Annotated in this window: 23 protein-coding genes; 19 read left to right on the forward strand and 4 right to left on the reverse strand. The window is 76.4% G+C overall.

Annotated elements, in window-relative coordinates; all coding sequences use genetic code 11:
- Positions 1-20: 20 nt before the first annotated feature.
- Entirely contained in the window at positions 21-590 is a 570-nt protein-coding gene (locus tag ACI79B_RS08550) for a type 1 glutamine amidotransferase domain-containing protein (RefSeq protein ID WP_456926519.1), read from the reverse strand.
- A gap of 105 nt (positions 591-695) precedes the next feature.
- Between ACI79B_RS08550 and proC the strand changes: the two genes are divergently transcribed.
- The 5 genes from proC (at position 696) to ACI79B_RS08575 (ending at position 4,526) form a co-directional block, all read left to right on the forward strand.
- Positions 696-1,514: a pyrroline-5-carboxylate reductase gene (gene proC, locus ACI79B_RS08555; protein WP_456926520.1), complete on the forward strand. Its 819-nt coding sequence runs from the start codon at positions 696-698 to the stop codon at positions 1,512-1,514.
- 252 nt (positions 1,515-1,766) lie between these two features.
- The gene (locus ACI79B_RS08560) at positions 1,767-2,108 is read left to right on the forward strand and encodes a helix-turn-helix domain-containing protein (RefSeq protein ID WP_456926521.1); all 342 of its coding nucleotides are present in this window, start codon (positions 1,767-1,769) and stop codon (positions 2,106-2,108) included.
- Positions 2,109-2,394: 286 nt separating this feature from the next.
- The gene (locus ACI79B_RS08565) at positions 2,395-2,493 is read left to right on the forward strand and encodes a 30S ribosomal protein bS22 (protein WP_012854759.1); all 99 of its coding nucleotides are present in this window, start codon (positions 2,395-2,397) and stop codon (positions 2,491-2,493) included.
- Between the two features lie 10 nt (positions 2,494-2,503).
- The gene (locus ACI79B_RS08570; protein WP_456926522.1) at positions 2,504-3,622 is read left to right on the forward strand and encodes an NAD-dependent epimerase/dehydratase family protein; all 1,119 of its coding nucleotides are present in this window, start codon (positions 2,504-2,506) and stop codon (positions 3,620-3,622) included.
- Positions 3,615-4,526: a lysophospholipid acyltransferase family protein gene (locus ACI79B_RS08575; protein WP_456926523.1), complete on the forward strand. Its 912-nt coding sequence runs from the start codon at positions 3,615-3,617 to the stop codon at positions 4,524-4,526. Before ACI79B_RS08570 ends, ACI79B_RS08575 begins: the two co-directional genes overlap by 8 nt.
- A gap of 273 nt (positions 4,527-4,799) precedes the next feature.
- Here ACI79B_RS08575 and ACI79B_RS08580 read toward each other — a convergent pair whose 3' ends face one another.
- From ACI79B_RS08580 to ACI79B_RS08590, 3 genes are all read right to left on the reverse strand, one after another.
- Positions 4,800-5,714 (reverse strand): HAD family hydrolase, encoded by a 915-nt coding sequence (locus ACI79B_RS08580; RefSeq protein WP_456926524.1) that lies wholly within the window; start codon positions 5,712-5,714, stop codon positions 4,800-4,802.
- Positions 5,715-5,802: 88 nt separating this feature from the next.
- Positions 5,803-6,981 (reverse strand): DUF5667 domain-containing protein, encoded by a 1,179-nt coding sequence (locus tag ACI79B_RS08585; protein WP_456926525.1) that lies wholly within the window; start codon positions 6,979-6,981, stop codon positions 5,803-5,805.
- 118 nt (positions 6,982-7,099) lie between these two features.
- On the reverse strand, positions 7,100-7,915 hold the full coding sequence (locus ACI79B_RS08590) for a sigma-70 family RNA polymerase sigma factor (RefSeq protein ID WP_456926526.1): 816 nt from the start codon (positions 7,913-7,915) through the stop codon (positions 7,100-7,102).
- A 201-nt stretch (positions 7,916-8,116) separates the two neighbouring features.
- Between ACI79B_RS08590 and ACI79B_RS08595 the strand changes: the two genes are divergently transcribed.
- The 14 genes from ACI79B_RS08595 to ACI79B_RS08660 all read left to right on the forward strand — a co-directional run bounded on the left by ACI79B_RS08595 (position 8,117) and on the right by ACI79B_RS08660 (position 21,258).
- Complete coding sequence (locus ACI79B_RS08595) at positions 8,117-8,368, forward strand: glutaredoxin family protein (protein ID WP_456926527.1); 252 nt, start codon at positions 8,117-8,119, stop codon at positions 8,366-8,368.
- Between the two features lie 231 nt (positions 8,369-8,599).
- Positions 8,600-9,286 (forward strand): redox-sensing transcriptional repressor Rex, encoded by a 687-nt coding sequence (locus ACI79B_RS08600; RefSeq protein ID WP_456926528.1) that lies wholly within the window; start codon positions 8,600-8,602, stop codon positions 9,284-9,286.
- Complete coding sequence (locus tag ACI79B_RS08605; protein WP_456926529.1) at positions 9,283-10,638, forward strand: glutamyl-tRNA reductase; 1,356 nt, start codon at positions 9,283-9,285, stop codon at positions 10,636-10,638. Before ACI79B_RS08600 ends, ACI79B_RS08605 begins: the two co-directional genes overlap by 4 nt.
- A complete protein-coding gene (gene hemC / locus ACI79B_RS08610; protein WP_456926530.1) occupies positions 10,635-11,585 on the forward strand; it encodes a hydroxymethylbilane synthase in 951 nt (316 codons plus the stop codon). Before ACI79B_RS08605 ends, hemC begins: the two co-directional genes overlap by 4 nt.
- A gap of 103 nt (positions 11,586-11,688) precedes the next feature.
- Positions 11,689-13,218, forward strand: coding sequence for a uroporphyrinogen-III synthase (locus tag ACI79B_RS08615; RefSeq protein WP_456926531.1), 1,530 nt, complete (start codon positions 11,689-11,691; stop codon positions 13,216-13,218).
- Positions 13,215-14,213, forward strand: a complete 999-nt coding sequence (gene hemB / locus ACI79B_RS08620; RefSeq protein WP_456926533.1) for a porphobilinogen synthase — start codon at positions 13,215-13,217, stop codon at positions 14,211-14,213. The genes ACI79B_RS08615 and hemB overlap by 4 nt, the downstream gene beginning before the upstream one ends.
- A 13-nt stretch (positions 14,214-14,226) precedes the next feature.
- Entirely contained in the window at positions 14,227-14,772 is a 546-nt protein-coding gene (locus ACI79B_RS08625) for a hypothetical protein (protein WP_456926534.1), read from the forward strand.
- Complete coding sequence (hemL, locus tag ACI79B_RS08630) at positions 14,769-16,151, forward strand: glutamate-1-semialdehyde 2,1-aminomutase (protein WP_456926536.1); 1,383 nt, start codon at positions 14,769-14,771, stop codon at positions 16,149-16,151. Before ACI79B_RS08625 ends, hemL begins: the two co-directional genes overlap by 4 nt.
- Positions 16,151-16,783, forward strand: a complete 633-nt coding sequence (locus tag ACI79B_RS08635) for a histidine phosphatase family protein (RefSeq protein WP_456926537.1) — start codon at positions 16,151-16,153, stop codon at positions 16,781-16,783. Before hemL ends, ACI79B_RS08635 begins: the two co-directional genes overlap by 1 nt.
- Positions 16,780-17,358 carry a TlpA family protein disulfide reductase gene (locus tag ACI79B_RS08640; protein WP_456926538.1) on the forward strand — a complete coding sequence of 193 codons (579 nt, stop codon included), beginning with the start codon at positions 16,780-16,782 and terminating at the stop codon, positions 17,356-17,358. Before ACI79B_RS08635 ends, ACI79B_RS08640 begins: the two co-directional genes overlap by 4 nt.
- Entirely contained in the window at positions 17,359-18,183 is an 825-nt protein-coding gene (locus ACI79B_RS08645; RefSeq protein WP_456926539.1) for a cytochrome c biogenesis CcdA family protein, read from the forward strand.
- Positions 18,180-19,814, forward strand: coding sequence for a cytochrome c biogenesis protein ResB (gene resB, locus ACI79B_RS08650; protein ID WP_456926540.1), 1,635 nt, complete (start codon positions 18,180-18,182; stop codon positions 19,812-19,814). The genes ACI79B_RS08645 and resB overlap by 4 nt, the downstream gene beginning before the upstream one ends.
- On the forward strand, positions 19,811-20,776 hold the full coding sequence (gene ccsB, locus ACI79B_RS08655) for a c-type cytochrome biogenesis protein CcsB (RefSeq protein ID WP_456926541.1): 966 nt from the start codon (positions 19,811-19,813) through the stop codon (positions 20,774-20,776). The genes resB and ccsB overlap by 4 nt, the downstream gene beginning before the upstream one ends.
- A 116-nt stretch (positions 20,777-20,892) precedes the next feature.
- Complete coding sequence (locus ACI79B_RS08660; protein WP_456926543.1) at positions 20,893-21,258, forward strand: hypothetical protein; 366 nt, start codon at positions 20,893-20,895, stop codon at positions 21,256-21,258.
- Positions 21,259-21,384 lie beyond the last annotated feature (126 nt).

A 21,384-nucleotide genomic window follows, 5' to 3' on the forward strand; every position in this document is an offset into this window, starting at 1 on the left:
GGCGGGCAGCCGGCCGCACCTCACTCGTCCTCGTCGTCCTCCTCGGCGCCGGCCTGGCCGAACTGCTCGACGATCGCCGCGGCGAACGCGTCGAGGTCGTCGGGCTTGCGGCTGGTGACCAGGTTGCCGTCGACGACGACCTCCTCGTCGACCCACTTCGCGCCCGCGTTGCGCAGGTCGGTCTGCAGCGAGGGCCACGACGTCATCCGCCGGCCCCGGACGACGTCGGCCTCCGCCAGCACCCACGGCGCGTGGCAGATGGCCGCGACCGGCTTGTCCGCGTCGAAGAACGCCTTCACGAACGCGACGGCGTCGGCGTCGGCCCGGACGAAGTCGCCGTTGATGACGCCGCCGGGCAGGACCAGCGCGGCGTAGTCCTCGGGGTCGGCCGAGGCGACGGTCGTGTCCACCTTCTTGGTGTCGCCCTTGTCGATGTGCTGGTACATCGTGATGCTGCCGCCCTCCAGCGACACCAGCTCCGGCTCGGCCCCGGCGTCCTCCAGCGCCTGCCACGGCCGTTCGAGCTCGACCTGCTCGACGCCGTCGGTCGCGAGCACGGCCACCTTCATCCCGTCCAGTTCTCCTGCCATGCGGGCGCGGCTACCCGGCCCCGGGAGACGGCACACCCGCGCGCACTACCGTCCGACGCGGGGTCGATGCGGCGTCCGGCGCACACCGAGAGCTGGGAGAACGGGATGGCACAGCGGCAGGGCCTGGCGGTCTACGGCGGCGGGAAGATGGGCGAGGCGCTGCTGGCCGGGCTGGTGAAGAGGCAGGGCCCGGACGGCGTCGTCGTCTGCGAGCGGCACCCGGAGCGGGGCCGGGAGCTCGCCACCCGCTACGGGATCGACGTCGTCGGGATCGAGGAGGCGGCCGCCCGCGCGCGGGTGCTGCTCCTGGCGGTCAAGCCGCAGGACCTGCCGGCGCTGCTGGAGCGGCTGGCGCCGTCGGTGGACCCCGGGCACCTGGTGGTGAGCATCGCCGCCGGGATCTCCACCGCCACGATCGAGGCGGCGCTGCCGGCCGGCGTGCCGGTGGTGCGGGTCATGCCGAACACCCCGGCGCTGGTCGACGAGGGGATGAGCGTGCTGTCGGCCGGGGCGTCCGCGGGCGAGGCCGAGCTGGACGAGGCCGAGGCGCTGCTGTCCACCGTCGGCCGCGTGGCCCGGGTGCCCGAGTACCAGCAGGACGCGGTCACGGCGCTGTCCGGCAGCGGGCCCGCCTACTTCTTCTACCTCGTCGAGGCGATGGTCGACGCCGGGGTGCTGCTCGGCCTGCCGCGGGCGCTGACCACCGAGCTGGTGGTGCAGACGGCGCTGGGCTCAGCGGTGATGCTGCGCGAGTCGGGGGAGCACCCGGCGCAGCTGCGGGACGCGGTGAGCAGCCCCGGCGGCACGACCATCGCCGGCATCCGGGAGCTGGAGCGGCACTCGGTGCGCTCGGCGCTCATCGCGGCCATCGAGGCGGCCGCCCGGCGCTCGGTGGAGCTCGGCCGGGCCGACGGGAGCCGGTGACGGTAACCCGCTCGTGACCGGTGTGGGGGGACGCTGCGTTACCGTGTCGACACGTCAACGTGGAGACGCGCCGACACGGCTGTGAAGCGAGTTGCATAGGTGTAGTTCTGACAGGGACGGACCGTTCCCCGTGTTCGTTTCTTCCATCGCTTCTGTCACGCGGGTCCCCCTACTCTCTGTGTCAGCACGTGCGTGTCCCGTAGTCGGTGGGGAAGCCGACGCCCGACGCGTGCTAGGTCCGGAGAGCTGATCATGACCATGCCCCAGCGCACCAACGCCGCCTACGTCCGCCCGGCCGTCCCCGGCCCGCGGCCCATGGCCCGCCCGATGCCGGCCGCCGCCGTCGCGCGCCCCGTCGGCCCGGCCCACCCCGCCGCCATGCCCGTCGGTCGCCCGTCCGTCCCGCAGCCGCGCGCCGCGGTCACCTTCCTGACCGTCGCCGAGGTCGCCAGCATGATGCGCGTCTCCAAGATGACCGTGTACCGCCTCGTGCACGCCGGCGAGCTGTCCGCCGTCCGCGTCGGCCGCTCCTTCCGCGTCCCCGAGCGCGCCGTCCAGGACTACCTGCGCGACGCCTACACCGACATCGCCTGACGAAGGACCGCCCTTCCCCCACGCCTCGCAAGCTCGGCGGGGGACCCTGGAGGGCGGCCGTTCCAGCACCTCACGAGGCGTCCCCGCCCGCCATCCCGGGTGAGTTCTGTCCGGTCCGGTTCCCGCGGCAGCGTCGCCGCGGGGGCGCCGGGTAGGCTCGGGCGCCGAGCGACACCCCGGCCCCCGCCGGAGCCGTCGCACACGAGCTGATCCACACTCGCGTGGCGTCCGGTTCCGAACCAGCGGTCCCCGGCGCGACACGCGGCAACGACGTCGGGAGCAGGACATGGGTTCGGTCATCAAGAAGCGCCGCAAGCGGATGGCGAAGAAGAAGCACCGCAAGCTGCTCAAGAAGACCCGCGTGCAGCGCCGCAACAAGAAGTGAGCTGACGCTCGTGCCGCCCGCCGTCGTCCTCGTCACCGGTGTCAGCCGGTGGCTGGGTGGTGCGCTGGCGGCCGAGCTCGCTCGCGACCCGTCCATCGACCGGGTCATCGGGGTCGACACCGTCCCCCCGTCGGCGGAGCTGCTCCGCCGCCTCGGCCGCACCGAGTTCGTGCGCGCCGACATCCGCAACCCGCTGATCGGCAAGGTCATCAGCACCGCGGCGGTCGACACCGTCGTCCACATGAACATCAGCTCCACGCCCGCCGGTGCCGGCGGGCGGGGGCCGATGAAGGAGCTCAACGTCATCGGGACGATGCAGCTCCTCGCCGCCTGCCAGCGCGCGCCCTCGGTCCGCCGGCTGGTGCTCAAGTCGACCAGCGCCGTCTACGGCGCCTCCCCGCGCGACCCCGCCGTCTTCACCGAGGCGATGCAGGCGCGCCGGGTGCCCTCGGGCGGGTTCGCCAAGGACAGCCTCGACATCGAGGGCTACGTGCGGTCCTTCGCGCGCCGCCGTCCCGACGTCGGGGTCGCCGTCCTGCGGTTCACCAACTTCATCGGCCCGCGCATCGACTCGGTGCTCACCGGGTTCCTGCGCATGCCCGTCGTCCCCACCGCCCTCGGCTACGACGCCCGCGTGCAGCTGCTGCACGAGGACGACGCCCTCGGCGTCCTCACCCGCGCCACGACCGGGGACTTCGCGGGGACGGTGAACGTCGGGGGAGAGGGCACCTTGCTGCTGTCCCAGGTCATCCGCCGGCTGGGCCGGCTGCAGCTGCCGGTGCCCTCGCCGGCGCTGGGCTCCCTCGGCCGGCTCACCCGCCGCTTCGGCTACGTCGACTACTCCCCGGAGCAGATGCGCTTCCTCAACTTCGGCCGGGTCGTGGACACGACCGTGCTGCGCACCGAGTTCGGCTACACCCCCCGCTACACCACCGCCGAGGCGCTGGCCGACTACGCGCGCACCGTGCCGCCGGTGGTCCCGCCCACCGTGGTCGGCGAGGTGACCGACCAGGCCCGTGGGCTGGTGGCGCGGGCCGGGTCGGTCGCCTCCTCCGTGGGGACGACGGTGCAGGGCCGGCTGCGGCCCACGCCGGCCCCGCCGGGACTGCGGGCGGTGCGCGATGCCTGAGGCCCGCGTCATCCGGCTGCGCCCCGACGACGACGGCCGGCCGCACGTCCCGCCGCCGGCGGACCCGAGCTGGGACGAGCAGGTCGCGGGCGGCCTGGAGTTCCTCCGCCGCCGCCTGACCGGCGAGTACGAGACGGACGAGTTCGGCCTGGACACCGACCTCACCGACCACGTGCTCCTGCCGGTCCTGCGGCCGCTGTTCAACCGGTGGTTCCGCGTCGAGACCCACGGCATCGAGAACGTGCCCACCGACGGCGGGGCGCTGGTGGTGGCGAACCACTCCGGCACGGTGCCGGTCGACGCGCTGATGGCCACCGTGGCGCTGCACGACGACCACCCGGCGCAGCGGCGGTTCCGGCTGCTCGGCGCCGACCTGCTCTTCGACCTGCCGTTCGTCGGGTCCCTGGCCCGCAAGTTCGGCGCCACGCTGGCGTGCAGCGAGGACGCCGAGCGGCTGCTGTGCGCCGACGAGCTGGTCGGCGTCTTCCCCGAGGGGTTCAAGGGGATCGGCAAGCCGTTCCGCGACCGGTACACGCTGCAGCGGTTCGGTCGGGGCGGTTTCGTCACGGCGGCTCTGCGCACCGGCAAGCCGATCGTCCCCTGCGCCATCGTGGGCGCCGAGGAGATCTACCCGATGGTCGGCAACGCGAAGACCCTCGCGCGGCTGCTGGGGCTGCCGTACTTCCCGGTGACGCCGACCTTCCCCGCGCTCGGCCCGCTCGGGCTGGTGCCGCTGCCGTCGAAGTGGCTGATCGCCTTCGGCGAGCCGATCGAGACCGCGCACTACGGCGCGGCCGCCGCCGAGGACCCGATGCTGGTGTTCAACCTGACCGACCAGGTCCGGGAGACCATCCAGCACGCGATCTACCAGTTGCTGCTGCAGCGCAGGTCCGTCTTCTCCTGACCCGCGACGAGCGCGGGCCCGGAGGGTCCGCCGAGGAGCGGGTGGGAGTCGCGCGGCGGTGTCGGGGACGGCACCTGCTCGCGGGTGCCGACGTGACGCGCCCTGCGAGGTGCCGCGAGGAGTGGGGGCCGGAGGCTCCCGCGACCGAGCGGCAGGAAGGGCTCCACGCGTCGATCGGCGTCGGTGCAGGGGCCCGCCCCGAGCGTGCGAGGGGCGGGGGGCAGCGAGGTCCTTCCGGGCACGTGGCCGCGGTGTCGGCCGGAGGCCGACGAGTCAGAACGGCCAGGCGTTGCGGCGGCGGAGGGCGACCGCGCCACCGACGACGCCGCCGGTGACCGCCGCGGCCGCGACCGTGGGGACGCCGATCCGGGCGGCCTTCCGGCCGGTGCGGAAGTCGCGGACGGTCCAGTCGCGGGACCGGGCGACCGCGCGCAGCTCGGTGTCGGGGTTCACCGCCACCGCCGTCCCGGTCAGGGTGAGCATCGGGAGGTCGTTGGCCGAGTCGCTGTACGCGGTGCAGCGGGTGAGGTCCAGGCCCTCCCGCTCGGCCAGCGCCCGCACCGCCTCCGCCTTGGCCTCGCCGTGCATGAGCTCGCCGACCAGCCGGCCGGTGTAGCGGCCGTCGACCACCTCGGCGACCGTGCCCAGGGCGCCGGTGAGCCCCAGCCGGTGGGCGATGATCCGCGCCAGCTCCACCGGCGTCGCGGTGACCAGCCACACCCGCTGGCCGGCGTCGAGGTGCTGCTGGGCGAGGTTGCGGGTGCCCGACCAGATCCGGTCGGCCATCAGCTCGTCGTAGATCTCCTCGCCGGCGTCGACGATCTCGGCGACCGTGCGGCCGGCGACGAAGGCCAGCGCGGTCTCGCGGATGGTGTGCATGTCGCCGGCGCTCTCGTTGCCCGCGACGCGGAACTTGGCCTGCTGCCACGCGAACCGGGCGATGTCGCGGGAGGTCAGGTACTTCCGCGAGGCCAGGCCGCGGGCGAACCAGAACAGCGAGGCGCCCATCATCATCGTGTTGTCGACGTCGAAGAACGCGGCGGCGGTGCGGTCGGCCACCACGGCGGGGACCGGCTCGACCTCCGCGGCGGCCGCGGACGCCGCGCCGGCGACGTGCGCGCGGATCTCCTCCTCGGACGGCGCCCCGCCGTCCTGCCTGCGGCGGCCGCTGAACGGCAGACCCGGCACGGGCTCCCTCCCCTGGGGTGGTCCCTCCGCCCTGGGGCGGTACACGACCGACCTTATCGGCCGTCCGCCGGGGCCCCGGACCGGGACCTCAGCAGATGATCGGCCAGAGGCAGATCGGCAGCGGGGTGTCCAGGACCGGGGGCGGCGTGGTGGTCGACGGCGCGGACGGCTGACCGCCGCCCCCGGGCAGCGGGAGCGGAGGCAGAGGCAGCCCACCACCGGGCGCGGGCGGGGCCGTCGTCGGCGCCGTGCCGGTCGGGGTGCTCCCGCCCCCGGGGCCGGTCGGCGCCGCCGGGCCGCTGCCGGTGGACGGTGCGGGAGGCGCGCTCGAGGGCGCCGGCGTCGACGACGGGGCCGACGGCGCGGACGGCCCGGTCGGCTGGTCGGGGGTCGGGGTGCCGGGGCCGGCCGGTGCGGGGGCCGTGGTCCCGGAGCCGGCCGACGGCGGGGCCGGGGTGGTGCCACAGGCGGCCGGCAGCGGGCCGAACCGGTCCGCGCCGGAGACGGCGGGGCCGCTGGGGCAGGCGAGCGCGGTGCGCAACTCCGCGGCGCGGGTGCCGACCTCGGAGACCAGTCCGAGCGAGCGGGTGGCGGCGGTGCCGGCGTCCGCGGGCAGCGCGCCCTGCAGGCCCGCGAGGCCGGAGCCCTGGTCCTCGGCCCAGCCGGCGAGCACCGCAAGGGGAGCGGTGTCGCGGCCGGCGACGGCCTGGGTGAGCACCAGGGCGGCGCCCTCGGTGGTCTGGGCGTCCATGGTGGCGAGGGTGTCGACGACCAGGTCGGCCGGCGGCGCACCCGCGCCGTCCTCGACGAGGCCGCCGAGCTCCTGCAGCCGGGTGGTGGCGAACTCCAGCAGCGTCAGGCCGCGCTCGTCGCCGGCCAGCGCGAGCTGGGTCTGCTCGGTGCCCCGCTTGAGGGCGTAGAGCGGGTCGCCGGGCTCGGCGTCGGTGGACAGCGCGACCAGGGACCCGAGCGCGGTGACCGCCAGCGCCGCGCCGGCGATCCCGGCGGTCAACCGGGACCGCCACGCCGGGCGGCCGGGTGCCGGCCGGGCGGTGCGCAGCCGGGCCAGGCCGCGGCGCGGCTCCGGCTCCGGCGACCGGACGGCGGCCATCGCCACCAGCCGTGCGCGGGTGGCCGCGCGGAAGTCGGGCGCGGGCTCGTCGTCGAGGTCCAGGGCGAGCGCGCGGAGCCGGTCCTCGAGGGCTGCCTCCCGCTGCTGCACGGACGCACGGCGGGTCGCTCCCGCGGCGTCGTGCTCGGCGCTCACCTGGGGCCTCCGGTCGGTCGGTCGGTGCTCGGTCGACGGGGGCAACGACGCAGGTCGCGGCTCGTTACGGCGTACCCGCGGGTAACAACGGCGGGTCCCCCGCCCGGGGCCCCGCGCGTCACCGCAGCCCCTCCGGCAGCAGGGCGGCCAGGCGCCGCACCGCCCGGTGCTGCAGCGCCTTGACCGCGCCGTCCTTCTTGCCCATCACCGCCGCGGTCTCCGACACCGACAGCCCCTGGAGGAACCGCAGCGAGATGCACTCCTGCTGCTCGCTGCCCAGCTGGCGGATGCAGGCCAGCAGCTGCTCGTTCGTCAGCCGGGAGACGACGGCGTCCTCGGGGCCGTCGGTGGCCTGGTCGGCGTCGCGCATGTCCGCGGTGGTGACCTCCAGCCGGAACCGGCTGCTCTTCACGTGGTCGCGGATGATGTTGCGGGCGATCGTCACGAGCCACGCGCCGACGTCGCGGCCCTGGAACGACAGCGAGTCGATGCGCCGCAGCGCGCGGACGAAGGTCTCGCTGGTGAAGTCCTCGGCCTGGGCGCGGTCGCCCACCCGGTGCAGCACGTACCGGTGGACCAGCGTCACGTAGTGGTCGTAGAGCCGGCCGAACGCCTCGGCGTCGCCGGCCTGCGCCTGCCGGACCAGGTCCCAGACGTCGACCCGGCCGTCGGGCAGGTCCTCCTCGAGCGCCGCGAGCTCCTCGGCGAGCGCGCCCTCGTCCTCCTCGGGCGGCTCCGCGACGGCGCCGGGAGAGCCGGCCTCCAGAGCGACGGCCCCGGGGTCGACGGCCTCGGGGTCGACGACGACGTTCGGCTCTGCCGGGACGCCCTCCACGCTGGCGCGCGGGTACGGCGTCGGGCGGGGGCGCGGACTGGGCCGCCGCCCCGCCGGGACGGCGGACGACCGCTCGTCCACCGGGCGCGACTGCGGCATGCGGGACGTCGACCTCCTCGTCGGCCCGCCGAGCCGCGACGGCTCGCCCGACGGGGGTCCTCCCGGCTCGGCGGTGTCCCGCTGTCCTGCGGGTCCTCTCCCATGGTGACAACATCACTGCGAACCGTCCACGTCGGCCGGCCGTGCGGTACGTCTCGGTACCTCGCCGGGGGGACGCCGCCGCCCCGCAGGAGGTGCCCCGTGACCGAGACCCCCGTGCGGCTGCAGCTGCTCACCCGGGCCGGCTGCCACCTGTGCGTCACCGCGGCCGAGACGCTCGCGCGGATCGCCGGCGAGGCCGGCGTCGCCACCCGCGAGGTCGACGTCGACGCCGACCCGGAGCTGCAGGCCGAGTACGGCGACCGGGTGCCGGTGGTGCTGCTCGACGGCCGGGAGCACTCCTACTTCACCGTCGACGTCCCCCGGCTGCGCCGCGACCTCGGGATCAGCTGAGCGGGCCACTCGGACGGGTCGGGGAACCCCCGGGCGGGTATGGTGTCGGACACAGCCGCGGGCATCCGCGCTGGCCCGGGGCCCGTGGCCGTCCCCGGGACTTTGTTCCTGCGTTCACAAGCGGTTACCGTGGCTGTCGCCGGGTGGGTGTACCGCCCGGATCCCCGATGTCGTCCGCCCCCGCAGGCTCCCGCCGGCGCCCGGGCGCGACCGCTGTGGAGTAGGCCCGTGATGCAGTCGCGGCCCCGGATCCCGGAGGCCACCGTCGCCCGGCTGGCCGTGTACCTGCGGGTGCTCACCGGACTCGCCGACAGCGGCCGCGGCACCGTCTCCTCCGGCGAGCTGGCCTCGGCGGCCGGCGTCAACCCCGCCGGGCTGCGCAAGGACCTCTCCCACCTCGGCCCGTGCGGCGTGCGCGGGGTCGGTTACGACGTGGCCACCCTGCGCGACCGCATCGCGGCCGTGCTCGGGATGGAGACGGCGCACGCGTGCGTCCTCGTCGGGATCGGGAACCTGGGGTCGGCGCTGGCCGGCTACGCGGGCTTCGGCAACCGGGGCTTCGAGTTCGTCGGCCTGTTCGACGCCTCGCCCGCCCGGGTGGGCCAGCGGATCGGCGACCTGCCGGTCCGGCCCATGGAGGAGCTCGACGAGGTCGTCGCCGCCACGCGGGCGACGATCGGGGTCATCGCGACACCGGCCGAGGTGGCGCAGCGGGTCTGCGACCGGCTGACCAGGGCCGGGGTGAGGAGCATCTTGAACTTCGCGCCGGTGGCGCTCACCGCGCCCGCAGGGGTCGGTGTCCGCCAGGTCGACCTCTCCGTCGAGCTGCAGGTCCTCGCGTTCCTCGACAAGCAGCGGGGTTCGGCCCCGGTCACGGGGCTCGGCACCGGGCTCGCCCCCGCCGGGGGGATGGCATGAGCCTGCTCGCCGTCGGCATCAGCCACCAGACCGCGCCGGTCGCGCTGCTCGAGCAGGTCGCGATGAGCGCGGACGACAGGGTCAAGGCGCTGCACGAGCTGGTCGAGAGCGACCACGTCAGCGAGGCGCTGGTGCTGGCCACCTGCAACCGGGTCGAGGTCTTCGCCGAGGTCGACCGCTTCCACGGCGGCGTCGCCGAGGTCAGCCGGGTGCTGGCCCGCCAGGCCGGCGCCTCCGTCGAGGAGCTCTCGCCCTACGTCACCGTCCACTACGAGGACCAGGCCGTCGCCCACCTGTTCACCGTGGCCGCGGGCCTGGACTCCATGGTGGTCGGCGAGACCCAGGTCCTCGGCCAGCTGCGCGCCGCCTACGCCCTCGCCCAGGACGAGGGCACGGTCGGCCGCTCGCTGCACCCGGTCGCCCAGCACGCGCTGCGCGTGGGCAAGCGGGTGCACTCCGAGACCGGTATCGACCGCGCCGGCGCCAACCTGGTCACCGTCTCCCTCGACCACGCCGAGCAGCGGGTCGGCCCGCTGGCCGGCCGCCCGACGCTGGTCGTCGGCGCCGGGTCGATGGGCGCGCTGGCCGCCACCACGCTGTCCCGCCGCGGCGCGCTGGTCACCGTCGCCAGCCGCTCGCCGGAGTCGGCCGCCCGCCTGGCCGCCGCGGTCGACGGCGGCACCGCCGAGCTCGCCGACCTGCGCGCGGCGATCGCCGACGCCGACGTCGTGGTCACCTGCACCGGCGCCACCGGCCTGGTGGTCGGCACCGACGTCGTCGCCGGCGCCATGGCCGACCGCGGCGGCCGCCCGCTGGCCGTCGTCGACCTGGCCCTGCCCCGCGACGTCGACCCGGGCGTGGCCGCGCTGCCCGGCGTGCACCTGGTCGACCTGGCGCTGCTGCAGGGCGAGCGCTCGGCCGCCGGGGGCACCGGCCCGGTCGCCGCCGACGACGTCTCCGCCGCGCACGCGCTCATCGAGGCCGAGGCCGCGCTGCTGCGCGCCGAGCGGCAGGCCGCCGCCGTCGCCCCGACCGTGTCCGCGCTGCGCAGCCAGGCCGCCGAGGTCGTCGACGCCGAGCTGCTGCGGCTGTCCACCCGGCTGCCCGACCTCGACGCCCGCGCCCGCGGCGAGATCGCCCGCACCGTGCGGCGGGTGGTGGACAAGCTGCTGCACGAGCCGACCGTGCGGGTCAAGGAGCTGGCCGCCATCCCCGGCGGCGTCGACTACGCCGACGCGCTGCGGGCGCTGTTCGGCCTCGGCATCGACACCGAGGTGCCCGAGGACAGCACCCGGCTGGCCGAGGCGGTCACCGTGGACCCCGACGACCTGCGCCCCGGCGGTGTGGCGTGACCACGCCGTCGACGAGCACCGCCACCCGCACGCTGCGCCTGGGCACCCGCGCCAGCCAGCTCGCCCGCACCCAGTCGCAGACCGTCGCCGACGCGATCACCGCGGCCAGCGGCGTGCCGGTCGAGCTGGTGCACATCAGCACCGAGGGCGACCGGTCGGCCGCGGCCATCGCCCAGCTCGGCGGCACCGGCGTCTTCGTCACCGCGATCCGGCAGGCGCTGCTCGAGGGCACCGTCGACGTCGCGGTGCACAGCTACAAGGACCTGCCCACCGCGCCCGAGCCCGGGCTGGTACTCGCCGCCGTCCCGCCGCGGGAGGACCCCCGCGACGCGCTGGTCGCCCGCGACGGCCTGACCCTCGGCGAGCTGCCGGCCGGCGCCCGCGTCGGCACCGGCGCGCCGCGGCGGGTCGCCCAGCTGCGCGCGCTCGGCCTGGGCCTGGAGGTCGTGCCGATCCGCGGCAACGTCGACACCCGCATGGCCCGCGTCGTGCCGGGCGACCTCGACGCCGTGGTCCTCGCCCGCGCCGGGCTCGCCCGGCTGGGCCGGCTGGCCGCGGTCACCGAGACCCTCGACCCGCTGCAGGTGCTGCCCGCCCCCGCGCAGGGCGCCCTGGCGGTCGAGTGCCGGGCCGACGACGAGCGGACGCAGGAGCTGCTCGCCGCCCTCGACGACGCCGGCACCCGCGCCTGCGTGCTCGCCGAGCGCACCACGCTGGCCGCGCTCGAGGCCGGCTGCAGCGCCCCGGTGGCCGCCCACGCCGAGCTGGCCGAGGGCGAGGACGGCGCCGAGCTGTACCTGCGTGCCTCGGTCACCGCGATCGACGGCAGCGACGGCGTCCGCGGCTCGGTCACCGGGCCGGTCGGCGAGGCGGAGCGGCTGGGCCGCGACCTCGCCGCCGACCTGCTCGACCGCGGCGCCGCGGAGCTCGTGGCGGCCGCCCGGTGACCCCCGGGCGCCGTCCCCCCGCCGGGCAGACCGCCCCGGCACCCCAGACCCCCGCCCACGCCCTCCCCAGGGCCATGACACCAACAAGGACCAGGAGCTCGTGATGACGCGCTTCCGCAAGACCCCCGGCCGCGTCGTCTTCGTCGGCGCCGGCCCCGGTGACCCCGGCATGCTCACCGCCCGGGCCACGGCCGCGATCGCCGAGGCCGCGGTGCTGCACGTCGACCCCGACGTGCCGGCCGCCCTCCTCGACGCCGTGCGCGCGAGCCGCCCCGGCGTCGAGCCGACCGTCGTGACCGGCGAGCCGGCCGACGTCGCCAAGGGCGCCGTCGCGGCGGCGAAGACCGGCGACGTCGTCGTCCGGCTGGTCGCCGGCGACCCGTTCACCTCCGACGCCGTGGTCAAGGAGGTGCTCGCCGTCGGCCGCACCTCCGTGCCCTTCGACGTCGTCCCCGGCGTCGCCCCCGCCACCGCCGTCCCGGCCTTCGCCGGCGTCGCGCTCGGCGGCACCTCGCTGACCGCCGACCTGCGCGACGGCGCCGTCGACCTGCCCGCGCTGGCCGGCGCCGCGCACGCCCTCGGCGCCCCGGTCGTGCTGCAGGGCGGCGCCGAGCAGCTGCCCGACGCCGCCGCGCGGCTGGTCGAGGGCGGCCTGTCCGGCAGCACGCCGGTGGTCGTCACCACCGGCGGCTCGGGTACCGGCCAGAAGAGCGTGACCGCGAAGCTGTCGGCCGTCGCCGAGAAGACCGCCGACCTCGGCTCGGTCAGCGGGCCGGTCGTGGCCACCGTCGGCGCGGCCGTCGACAAGCGCGGCAAGCTCTCCTGGTGGGAGAGCCGGCCGCTGTTCGGCTGGCGGGTGCTGGTGCCGCGCACCAAGGACCAGGCCGGCGAGATGAGCGACCGGCTGCGGGCCTACGGCGCGGTGCCGGTCGAGGTGCCGACCATCGCCGTCGAGCCGCCGCGCAGCCCCGCGCAGATGGACCGCGCCATCAAGGGCCTGGTCACCGGCCGCTACGGCTGGATCGTGTTCACCTCGGCCAACGCGGTGCGCGCGGTCCGGGAGAAGTTCACCGAGCTGGGCCTCGACGCCCGCGCCTTCGCCGGCGTGAAGGTGGCCTGCGTCGGCGAGCAGACCGCCGAGGCGGTCCGCGCGTTCGGCATCGTGCCGGAGCTGGTGCCCTCGGGCGCCCAGTCCAGCGAGGGCCTGCTGGCCGACTTCCCCGAGTACGACGACGTGCTGGACCCGATCAACCGGGTGCTGCTGCCGCGCGCCGACATCGCCACCGAGACCCTCGCCGCGGGCCTGCAGGAGCGCGGCTGGGAGATCGACGACGTGACGGCCTACCGCACGGTGCGCGCCGCCCCGCCGGCCGCCGCGGTCCGCGAGGCGATCAAGGGCGGCGGCTTCGACGCGGTCTGCTTCACCTCGTCGAGCACCGTGCGCAACCTGGTCGGCATCGCCGGCAAGCCGCACGCGAAGACCGTCGTCGCCGTCATCGGCCCCGCGACCGCGGCCACCGCGCAGGAGTTCGGCCTGCGGGTCGACGTCCAGCCCGAGACCGCCGCGGTGCTGCCGCTGGTCGACGCGCTGGCCGAGTACGCCGAGGCGCAGCGGGAGGGTGAGGGCGAGTGACCTCCCCGCAGGGCGGGTCGAACCCGGGCTTCGCGCGCGGGCGCCGGCTGCGGTCGACGCCCGCGCTGCGGCGGCTCACCGCGCAGACCCGGGTGGCCCCGGCCGACCTGGTGCTGCCGGTGTTCGTCAAGGAGGGCATCGACCGGCCGCAGCCGATCGGCGCGATGCCCGGCGTCGTGCAGCACACGCTGGACTCGCTGCGGAAGGCCGCGCACGAGGCGGCCGACGCCGGCATCGGCGGGCTGATCCTGTTCGGCATCCCCGCCGAGAAGGACGAGGTGGGCTCGCAGGCCGACGCCGCCGACGGGATCGTCAACGTCGCGCTGCGCCAGCTGCGGGCCGACCTCGGCGACGAGCTGGTCCTCATGGCCGACCTGTGCCTGTGCGAGTACACCTCGCACGGGCACTGCGGCCTGGTCACCCCGGCCGGCGTCGTCGACAACGACCCGACGCTGGACCGGTACGCCGCCGTGGCGATCGCGCAGGCGCAGGCCGGCGCCCACGTTATCGCCCCCAGCGGGATGATGGACGGGCAGGTCGCGGCGATCCGCCGGGCCCTGGACGGCGCCGCGTTCACCGAGACGCCGATCCTGGCCTACGCCGCCAAGTACGCCTCGGGCTTCTACGGGCCGTTCCGCGAGGCGGCCGAGGGTGCGCCGCAGTTCGGCGACCGCTCGACCTACCAGATGGACCCGCCCAACGCCGACGAGGCGCTGCGCGAGGTGGCGCAGGACCTCGCCGAGGGCGCCGACGCCGTCATGGTCAAGCCGGCGCTGCCCTACCTGGACATCGTCGCCCGGGTCGCCGACGCCGTCGACGTCCCGGTCAGCGCCTACCAGGTATCCGGCGAGTACGCGATGGTCGAGGCGGCCGCGGCCAACGGCTGGATCGACCGGGAGCGCGCCGTCCTCGAGACGATCACCGCCATCCGGCGGGCGGGCGCCGGCCAGGTGCTCACCTACTGGGCGGTCGAGGCCGCGCGCCTGCTCCGCTGAGGTCCACCCGCCGATGAGCTACGTCGAGCCCGGGGGCTCCTGGCGGCCGTTCTGGCTGGTCGCCGGGGTCCTCGGGCTCCTCGCCGTCCTGGACCTGGTGCTGCCCGGCCCGGACGTGCCGCCGCTGCTGTGGGTGCTCGCCGTCGTCGCGGTGCTCGGCGTCGTGGCCTTCGGCTGCGCGGCGGCCCGGCGGGTGTGGACGGTGCGGGTCGCCGGCGGCGGTCCCGACGGCGCGCTGTCGGTGGGCCGCGAGCGGGTGCCCCTGGCCGACGTCGACGCCGCCCACCTGCGGGCGGTGCGCGAGGGGACGGCGGGCGTGGACGCCGGCGCCCCCGTCCTGGGCGGCGGCTGGTCGGTGCCCCGCGGGCGCACCGGGCTGCCGCTGCGGCTGACCGACGGGCGGACCGTGCTCGTGCCCACCCGCGACCCCGCCGCGCTCGCCGGCGCGCTGCTGGCCGCGGTCCCGGGGAGCACCCTGCCGAGGAGCCGGACGTCACAGGACGCGGGCACCGACACCCCCGACGGGCGTCCGGGCGGCGGGGGGACACTGGGGCCGTGACCTCGCTGGACACGACCCGGTACGACTACGGCGCACCGGTCTCCGCCGACCTGTTCGCCCGCGGGCAGCGCGTGACCCCGGGCGGGGTGAACTCGCCGGTGCGCGCCTTCCGCGCCGTCGGCGGCACCCCGCGGTTCATCGCGCAGGCCCAGGGCCCCTGGCTCACCGACGCCGACGGCCGCCGCTACGTCGACCTCGTCGCGTCGTGGGGGCCGATGATCCTCGGCCACGCGCACCCGGCCGTCGTCGAGGCGGTGACCGCCGCCGCCCGCCGCGGGCTGTCCTTCGGCGCGCCGACCGAGGGCGAGCTCGAGCTCGCCGAGGAGATCATCGCCCGCGTGCGCCCGGTCGAGCGGGTGCGGCTGGTCAACTCCGGCACCGAGGCGGTGCTGTCCGCGCTGCGCCTGGCCCGCGGCGCCACCGGCCGCCCGCTGGTGGTCAAGTTCGCCGGCAACTACCACGGCCACGTCGACGCGCTGCTGGCCTCGGCCGGGTCCGGCGTCGCCACCCTCGGCCTGCCCGACACCCCCGGCGTCACCACCGGCGCGGCCGCCGACACGATCGTGCTGCCCTACAACGACGTCACCGCCGTCGAGGCCGTGTTCGCCGAGCGCGGGTCCGACATCGCCGTCGTGGTCTCCGAGGCGGCGCCGGGCAACATGGGCGTCGTCCCGCCGCTGGACGGCTTCAACGCGCAGCTGCGCCGGATCACCGCCGAGCACGGCGCGCTGCTGCTGCTCGACGAGGTGATGACCGGCTTCCGGGTGTCCCGCTCGGGCTGGTACGGCCTCGACCCCGTCGACGCCGACCTGTTCACCTTCGGCAAGGTCATGGGAGGCGGGCTGCCGGCCGCGGCCTTCGGCGGGCGCGCCGACCTCATGGAGCAGCTGGCCCCGACCGGGCCGGTGTACCAGGCGGGCACGCTGTCGGGGAACCCGGTCGCCGTCGCCGCCGGGCTCACCACGCTGCGGCACTGCACCGACGACATCTACGCCCGCTGCGACCGGGTCGCGGTCACCCTGCGCGGCGCGGCCAGCGCGGCCCTGTTCGCCGCCGGCGTCCCGCACCGGGTGCAGCAGGCCGGGTCGATGTTCTCGGTCTTCTTCGTGCCCGACGAGCGCCGGGTGCGCGACTACGACGACGCCCGCACCCAGGACACCGCCGCCCACCGCGCCTTCTTCCACGAGATGCTCGCCCGCGGCGTGTACCTGCCGCCGTCGGCGTTCGAGGCCTGGTTCGTCAGCGCCGCGCTCGACGACGAGGCCGTGGAGCGGGTGCTGGACGCGCTGCCCGCCGCCGCCCGCGCCGCCGCGGCCGCCGACCCCGCCGACGCCCCGTCCGACGCGGACGCGAAGGACGCCCAGGAGCTGCAGCCCTGATGGAGACGACCGTCGTCCACCTGCTCCGGCACGGGGAGGTCCACAACCCCGGGAAGGTGCTCTACGGCCGGCTGCCCGGCTACCGGCTGTCGGAGGCCGGCGAGGCGATGGCCCGCCGCGCCGCCGAGTGGCTCGTCGGGCGCGGCGTCACGCACCTGGTGTCCAGCCCGCTGGAGCGGGCGCGGCAGACCGCCGAGCCGGTCGCCGAGGCGCTGGACCTGCCGGTCGCCGTCGACGAGCGGCTGATCGAGGCCGGCAACGCCTTCGAGGGGATGCCGGTCGCCGGCGGCCAGGGGCTGGTGCGCCGGCCGCGGGACTGGTGGAAGCTGCGCAACCCGGTGCGGCCCTCGTGGGGCGAGCCCTACGTGGAGATCGCCGCGCGGATGCTGCTCGCCGTCGAGGCCGCCCGCGACGCCGCGCGCGGCGGCGCCGCCGTCTGCGTCAGCCACCAGCTGCCCATCTGGACGCTGCGGCTGCACCTGGAGGGGAAGCGGTACGTGCACGACCCGCGCCGGCGGCAGTGCGGGCTGGCCAGCGTCACGTCGGTGACCTACGAGGGCGACCGGGTCGCCGGCATCACCTACGCCGAGCCGGCCGGGGCCACCGACCCCGACGCGGTGCCCGGGGCATGAGGCGCGCCCTGACCGCCCTGCTGGCGTCGGCCGCCCTGCTGGCCGGCTGCTCGACGGGCTCCGACGCCGTCGACGTCAGCAACGGCGGCGAGTTCCGCTTCGTCGCGGCCACCCCGGCCGGCGAGGTGATCCCCGAGGGCGAGCGGGACTCCGCGCCCGCGTTCGGCGGCACCCTGGTCGGCGGCGGCGACTGGACCTCCGACGAGCTGGCCGGGCAGGTCGCCGTCCTCAACTTCTGGGGCTCCTGGTGCGCGCCCTGCCGGGTGGAGACCCCGGCGTTCCAGGAGGTCTACGCCGACGTCCGCGACCGGGGCGTGGCCTTCCTGGGCCTCAACGTCAAGGAGGCCGACGAGCAGTTCGCGCAGGCCTTCGTCGACAGCCAGGGCATCGAGTTCCCCTCGCTGTACGACCCGGCCGGCGAGGTCGCGCTGGCCTTCCGGGACTACCCGGCGAACGCGATCCCGTCCACGATCGTGCTGGACCGGGACGGCCGGGTCGCCGCCGTGTACACGGGCGAGGTGGCGCAGGAGGACCTGCGCGCCGTCCTCGACCGGCTGCTCGGGGAGGAGAGCTGAGTGGACGGCGTGCGTGAGCTCGTGACCGACGGCCCGCTGCTGGTGGCCGCCGCCGTCGCCGCGCTGGCCGGGCTGGTCAGCTTCGCCTCGCCCTGCGTGCTGCCGCTGGTGCCGGGCTACCTGTCCTACGTCACCGGGCTGGTCGGCACCGGCGCCCGCCCGGCCCCCGCGCCGGCCCCCGCCGGGCAGCGGGCCACCGCCACCGCCACCGCCGTCCGCACCGACGAGCGCACGCCGCGCGGGCGGATGGTGCTCGGCGCGCTGCTGTTCGTCCTCGGCTTCACCGTCGTGTTCGTCGCCGCCGGCGCCGCGTTCGGCGGGCTGGGCCGGCTGCTGGTCCAGTACGACGACGTCATCACCCGGGTGATGGGCGCGGTCGTCGTCCTGGTCGGCCTGGGCTTCCTCGGCTGGCTGCCGTTCCTGCAGCGCACCGCCCGGCTGTCGGTGCGGCCCGCGGCCGGGCTGGCCGGAGCCCCGCTGCTCGGCGTCGTCTTCGGGCTGGGCTGGACGCCGTGCCTGGGCCCGACGCTGTCGGCGGTCTACTCGCTGGCCTACACCGAGGCCACCGCCGGCCGCGGCGCCCTGCTGTCGGTCGCCTACTGCCTGGGCCTGGGCGTGCCGTTCGTGCTGGTCGCGCTGGGTGCGCGCTGGGCGGTCGGGGCCACGACGTTCCTGCGCCGGCACGCCCGCGGGGTCACCCGCTTCGGCGGCGCGGTGCTGGTGCTCGTCGGCCTGCTCCTGGTCACCGGCGCGTGGACCGAGATGATGGGCTGGCTGCGGTCCTGGCTGGCCGTCACCGGGCTGGGGGAGTCGGCGCCGCTGTGACGACGACCGCCCCGCCCCGCCCGGCCGCCGCGCCCCCGCCGCCGGCCCCGGCCTCCGGGCTCCGCCGCGCCGGCGGCTTCCTGCTGCGCCAGTGGCGCCGGCTCACCGCCATGCGCACGGCGATCGTGCTGCTGTTCCTGCTGGCGCTGGCCGCGATCCCCGGCTCGCTGCTGCCGCAGCGCTCGCTGTCGCAGAGCAACGTCGCGCAGTACTTCGCCGACCACCCGACGCTCGCGCCGCTGCTCGACCGGCTCTACCTGTTCGACGTCTTCAGCTCGCCGTGGTTCGCCGCGGTCTACCTGCTGCTGTTCGTCTCGCTCATCGGCTGCGTGCTGCCCCGCGCGCTCGAGCACGCCCGCGCGCTGCGCACCCCGCCGCCGCCCGCGCCCCGCCGGCTGTCCCGGCTCCCCGACGCCGCGGCGCTGCCCACGGCGCTGCCGGCGGCCGGCGCCCTCGACGTCGTCGAGGAGGAGCTGCGGGTCCGCCGCTACCGCGTGGTGCGCCGCGAGCGGGACGGGGTCGAGGAGCTGTCGGCGGAGAAGGGCCTGCTCAAGGAGACCGGCAACCTGGTCTTCCACCTGGCCCTGGTCGGCCTGCTGCTGGCGCTGGCCGGCGGCAAGCTGTGGGGCTACGAGGGCAGCATCCTGGTCACCGAGGGCCAGCGGTTCTGCAACTCGTTCCAGCAGTACGACACCCACTCCTCCGGCGCGCTGGTGGAGGGCAGCGACCTGACGCCCATCTGCGTCGGGCTCGACGACTTCCGCGCCACCTACGAGCAGGACCTGACCGCCTCCTCGTTCACCGCCGACATCACCTACGGCGCCCCCGGCGAGGAGGGCCGGCCGACGACGATCGGCGTCAACGACCCCCTGCGGGTCGACGGCGACCGGGTCTACGTCACCGGCCACGGGTTCAGCCCGACGTTCACCGTGACCCGGCCCGACGGGTTCAGCATCGACGACGTCTCGGCGCCGTTCCTCCCCAGCGACCAGCGGATGATGGGCAGCCAGGGCGCGCTCAAGCTGCCCGACCTGGGCGCCGGCACCGAGGACCAGTTCGCGCTCGAGGGCTTCTTCGCGCCGACCGGCCTGACGCAGGGCGGGGTCCTCACCTCGATCGACCCGCGCCCGCTGGCGCCGCAGGTCGCGGTCGTGGCCTACGAGGGCTACCTCGGCCTGGACTCCGGCCTGCCGCAGTCGGTCTACTCGCTCGACGCCTCCCAGATCGAGCGCGGCCGGCTCACCGAGGTGGGCCGCGGCAACCTGTCGGTCGGGGAGTCGCTGACGCTGCCCGACGGGACGACGGTGACCTTCACCGGCTACAAGGAGTTCGCCGCCCTGCAGTTCTCGCACGACCCGGGGCAGGTGTGGGTGCTCGCCGCGGCGATCGCGGTGCTCGCCGGCCTGCTCGGGATGCTGCTGCTGCGCCGGGAGCGGGTCTTCGCCCGCGCCACCGGGCCCTCCGCCGACGGCGGTACCGTGCTCGAGGTCGGTGGACTGACTCGAGGCAGCGGCGACAGCGCACCGCGCTTCACGGCGTTGACCGACGACCTGCGGGCGGCCCTCGTCGCCCGCGCCCCGACCCGCGCCCCGTCCGGGGGCGCACCCGAGACCGGAGGCACACCCGCGTGACCGCCGACCAGCTGTCCGGCCTGTCGGACACCCTGTTCTCCGTCAGCGTCGGCCTGTACTCGCTCGCCGTCATCGCCTTCGCCGCCCAGCTGGCCTTCGGCCGCCGGCCCGCCCGCGCCCGGGCGCTGGTCGGCGCCGGTGCCCCGGTCGACGAGCCGGTGGCCTCCGGGGCGGCCCCGGCCGGCACGGACGACCCGCCGGCGGTGCGCCGCTGGGGCCTGGTGGCGATGCTGCTCACCGCCCTCGGGGCGCTCACCCACGCCGGGGTGCTGGTCGCCCGCGGCCTGGCCGTCGAGCGGCTGCCCTGGGGCAACATGTACGAGTTCGCCGTCGCGGTCGTGCTGGTCGCCGTCGTGGCCTTCCTCGTCCTCGCCGTCCGCTCGCCGGGCCTGCGGCACCTGGGGCTGTTCGTCCTCGCCCCCGTCGTGGTCAGCCTGGTCGCGATCGGGCTGTTCCTCTACGTCGAGAGCGCCCCGCTGGTGGCGGCGCTGCGGTCGAGCTGGCTGGCCGTGCACGTGACGACGGCGATCCTCGGCTTCGGCGTCTTCTTCGTCAGCGGAATCGCCAGCGTGCTGTACCTGGTCCGCGGCCGGTTCGAGGCCCGCGGCGGCGACCCGTCGTCGTCGCGGCTGGTCGCGCGCATGCCCTCGGCCGCCACGCTGGACCGGGTCGCGCACCGCACCGCCGTGTTCGGTTTCCCGATCTGGACCTTCGCGGTCATCGCCGGCGCCATCTGGGCCGAGAGCGCCTGGGGCCGGTTCTGGGGCTGGGACCCCAAGGAGACCTGGGCCTTCATCGCCTGGGTCGTCTACGCCGCCTACCTGCACGCCCGGACGACGGCGGGCTGGCGCGGCCGGCCCGCGGCGTGGGTCAACGTGGTCGGCCTGGGCGTCATGGTCTTCAACCTGCTGTACGTGAACATGGTGTCGTCCGGGTTGCACAGCTACGGCGGTGTCAACTGACCTGCGCCCCGTCTGCCCCACCCGTCCCGCCCCTCACTCGCGTGAGGGGGTCCGGGCGCGCGTTCCCGCCCCGGCGTGTTGCGATGGGCGCATGACTGCACGCGCGGGGGGACGCCGTGGGTAGGCACACTGCCGCCGACGGCGTCGGCACCGACCCGATCGTGGCGGCCGCGCTGGCCACCGGCACCCCGGCGACCCGGCACGCGCCGGGCGCCGCCGCTCAGGGGACCGAGGGCGACCTGGGCTGGCCGGGCGACACCACCACCGGCGGCGGGCTCGGCTGGCCGGGCTCGCTGGACCGCGCCGACGACGCCGGCGAGCCGGCCGGGACCGAGCCGGCCGGGACCGACGCGACCGAGGGCCCCGAGGCCACCGCGCGGATCGACGTCGTGCCCGCCGTACCGGGGACCGGGCCGGACGGCGACCCGGAGCCGCCGGGCCCGCGCGGCTGGCGCCGTCTGTTCGGTGGCCGCGCGGCCTAGCCCCGGACCGGGGCGGCGGGGCGGGGGGGGGGGGGGGGGGGGGCGGGCGGGGGGGGGGGGGGGGGGGGGGGGGGCGGGGGGGGGGGGGGGGGGGGGGGGGGGGGCGGGGGGGGGGGGGGGGGGGGG

The sequence above is a fragment of the Geodermatophilus sp. SYSU D00879 genome (assembly GCF_054050375.1).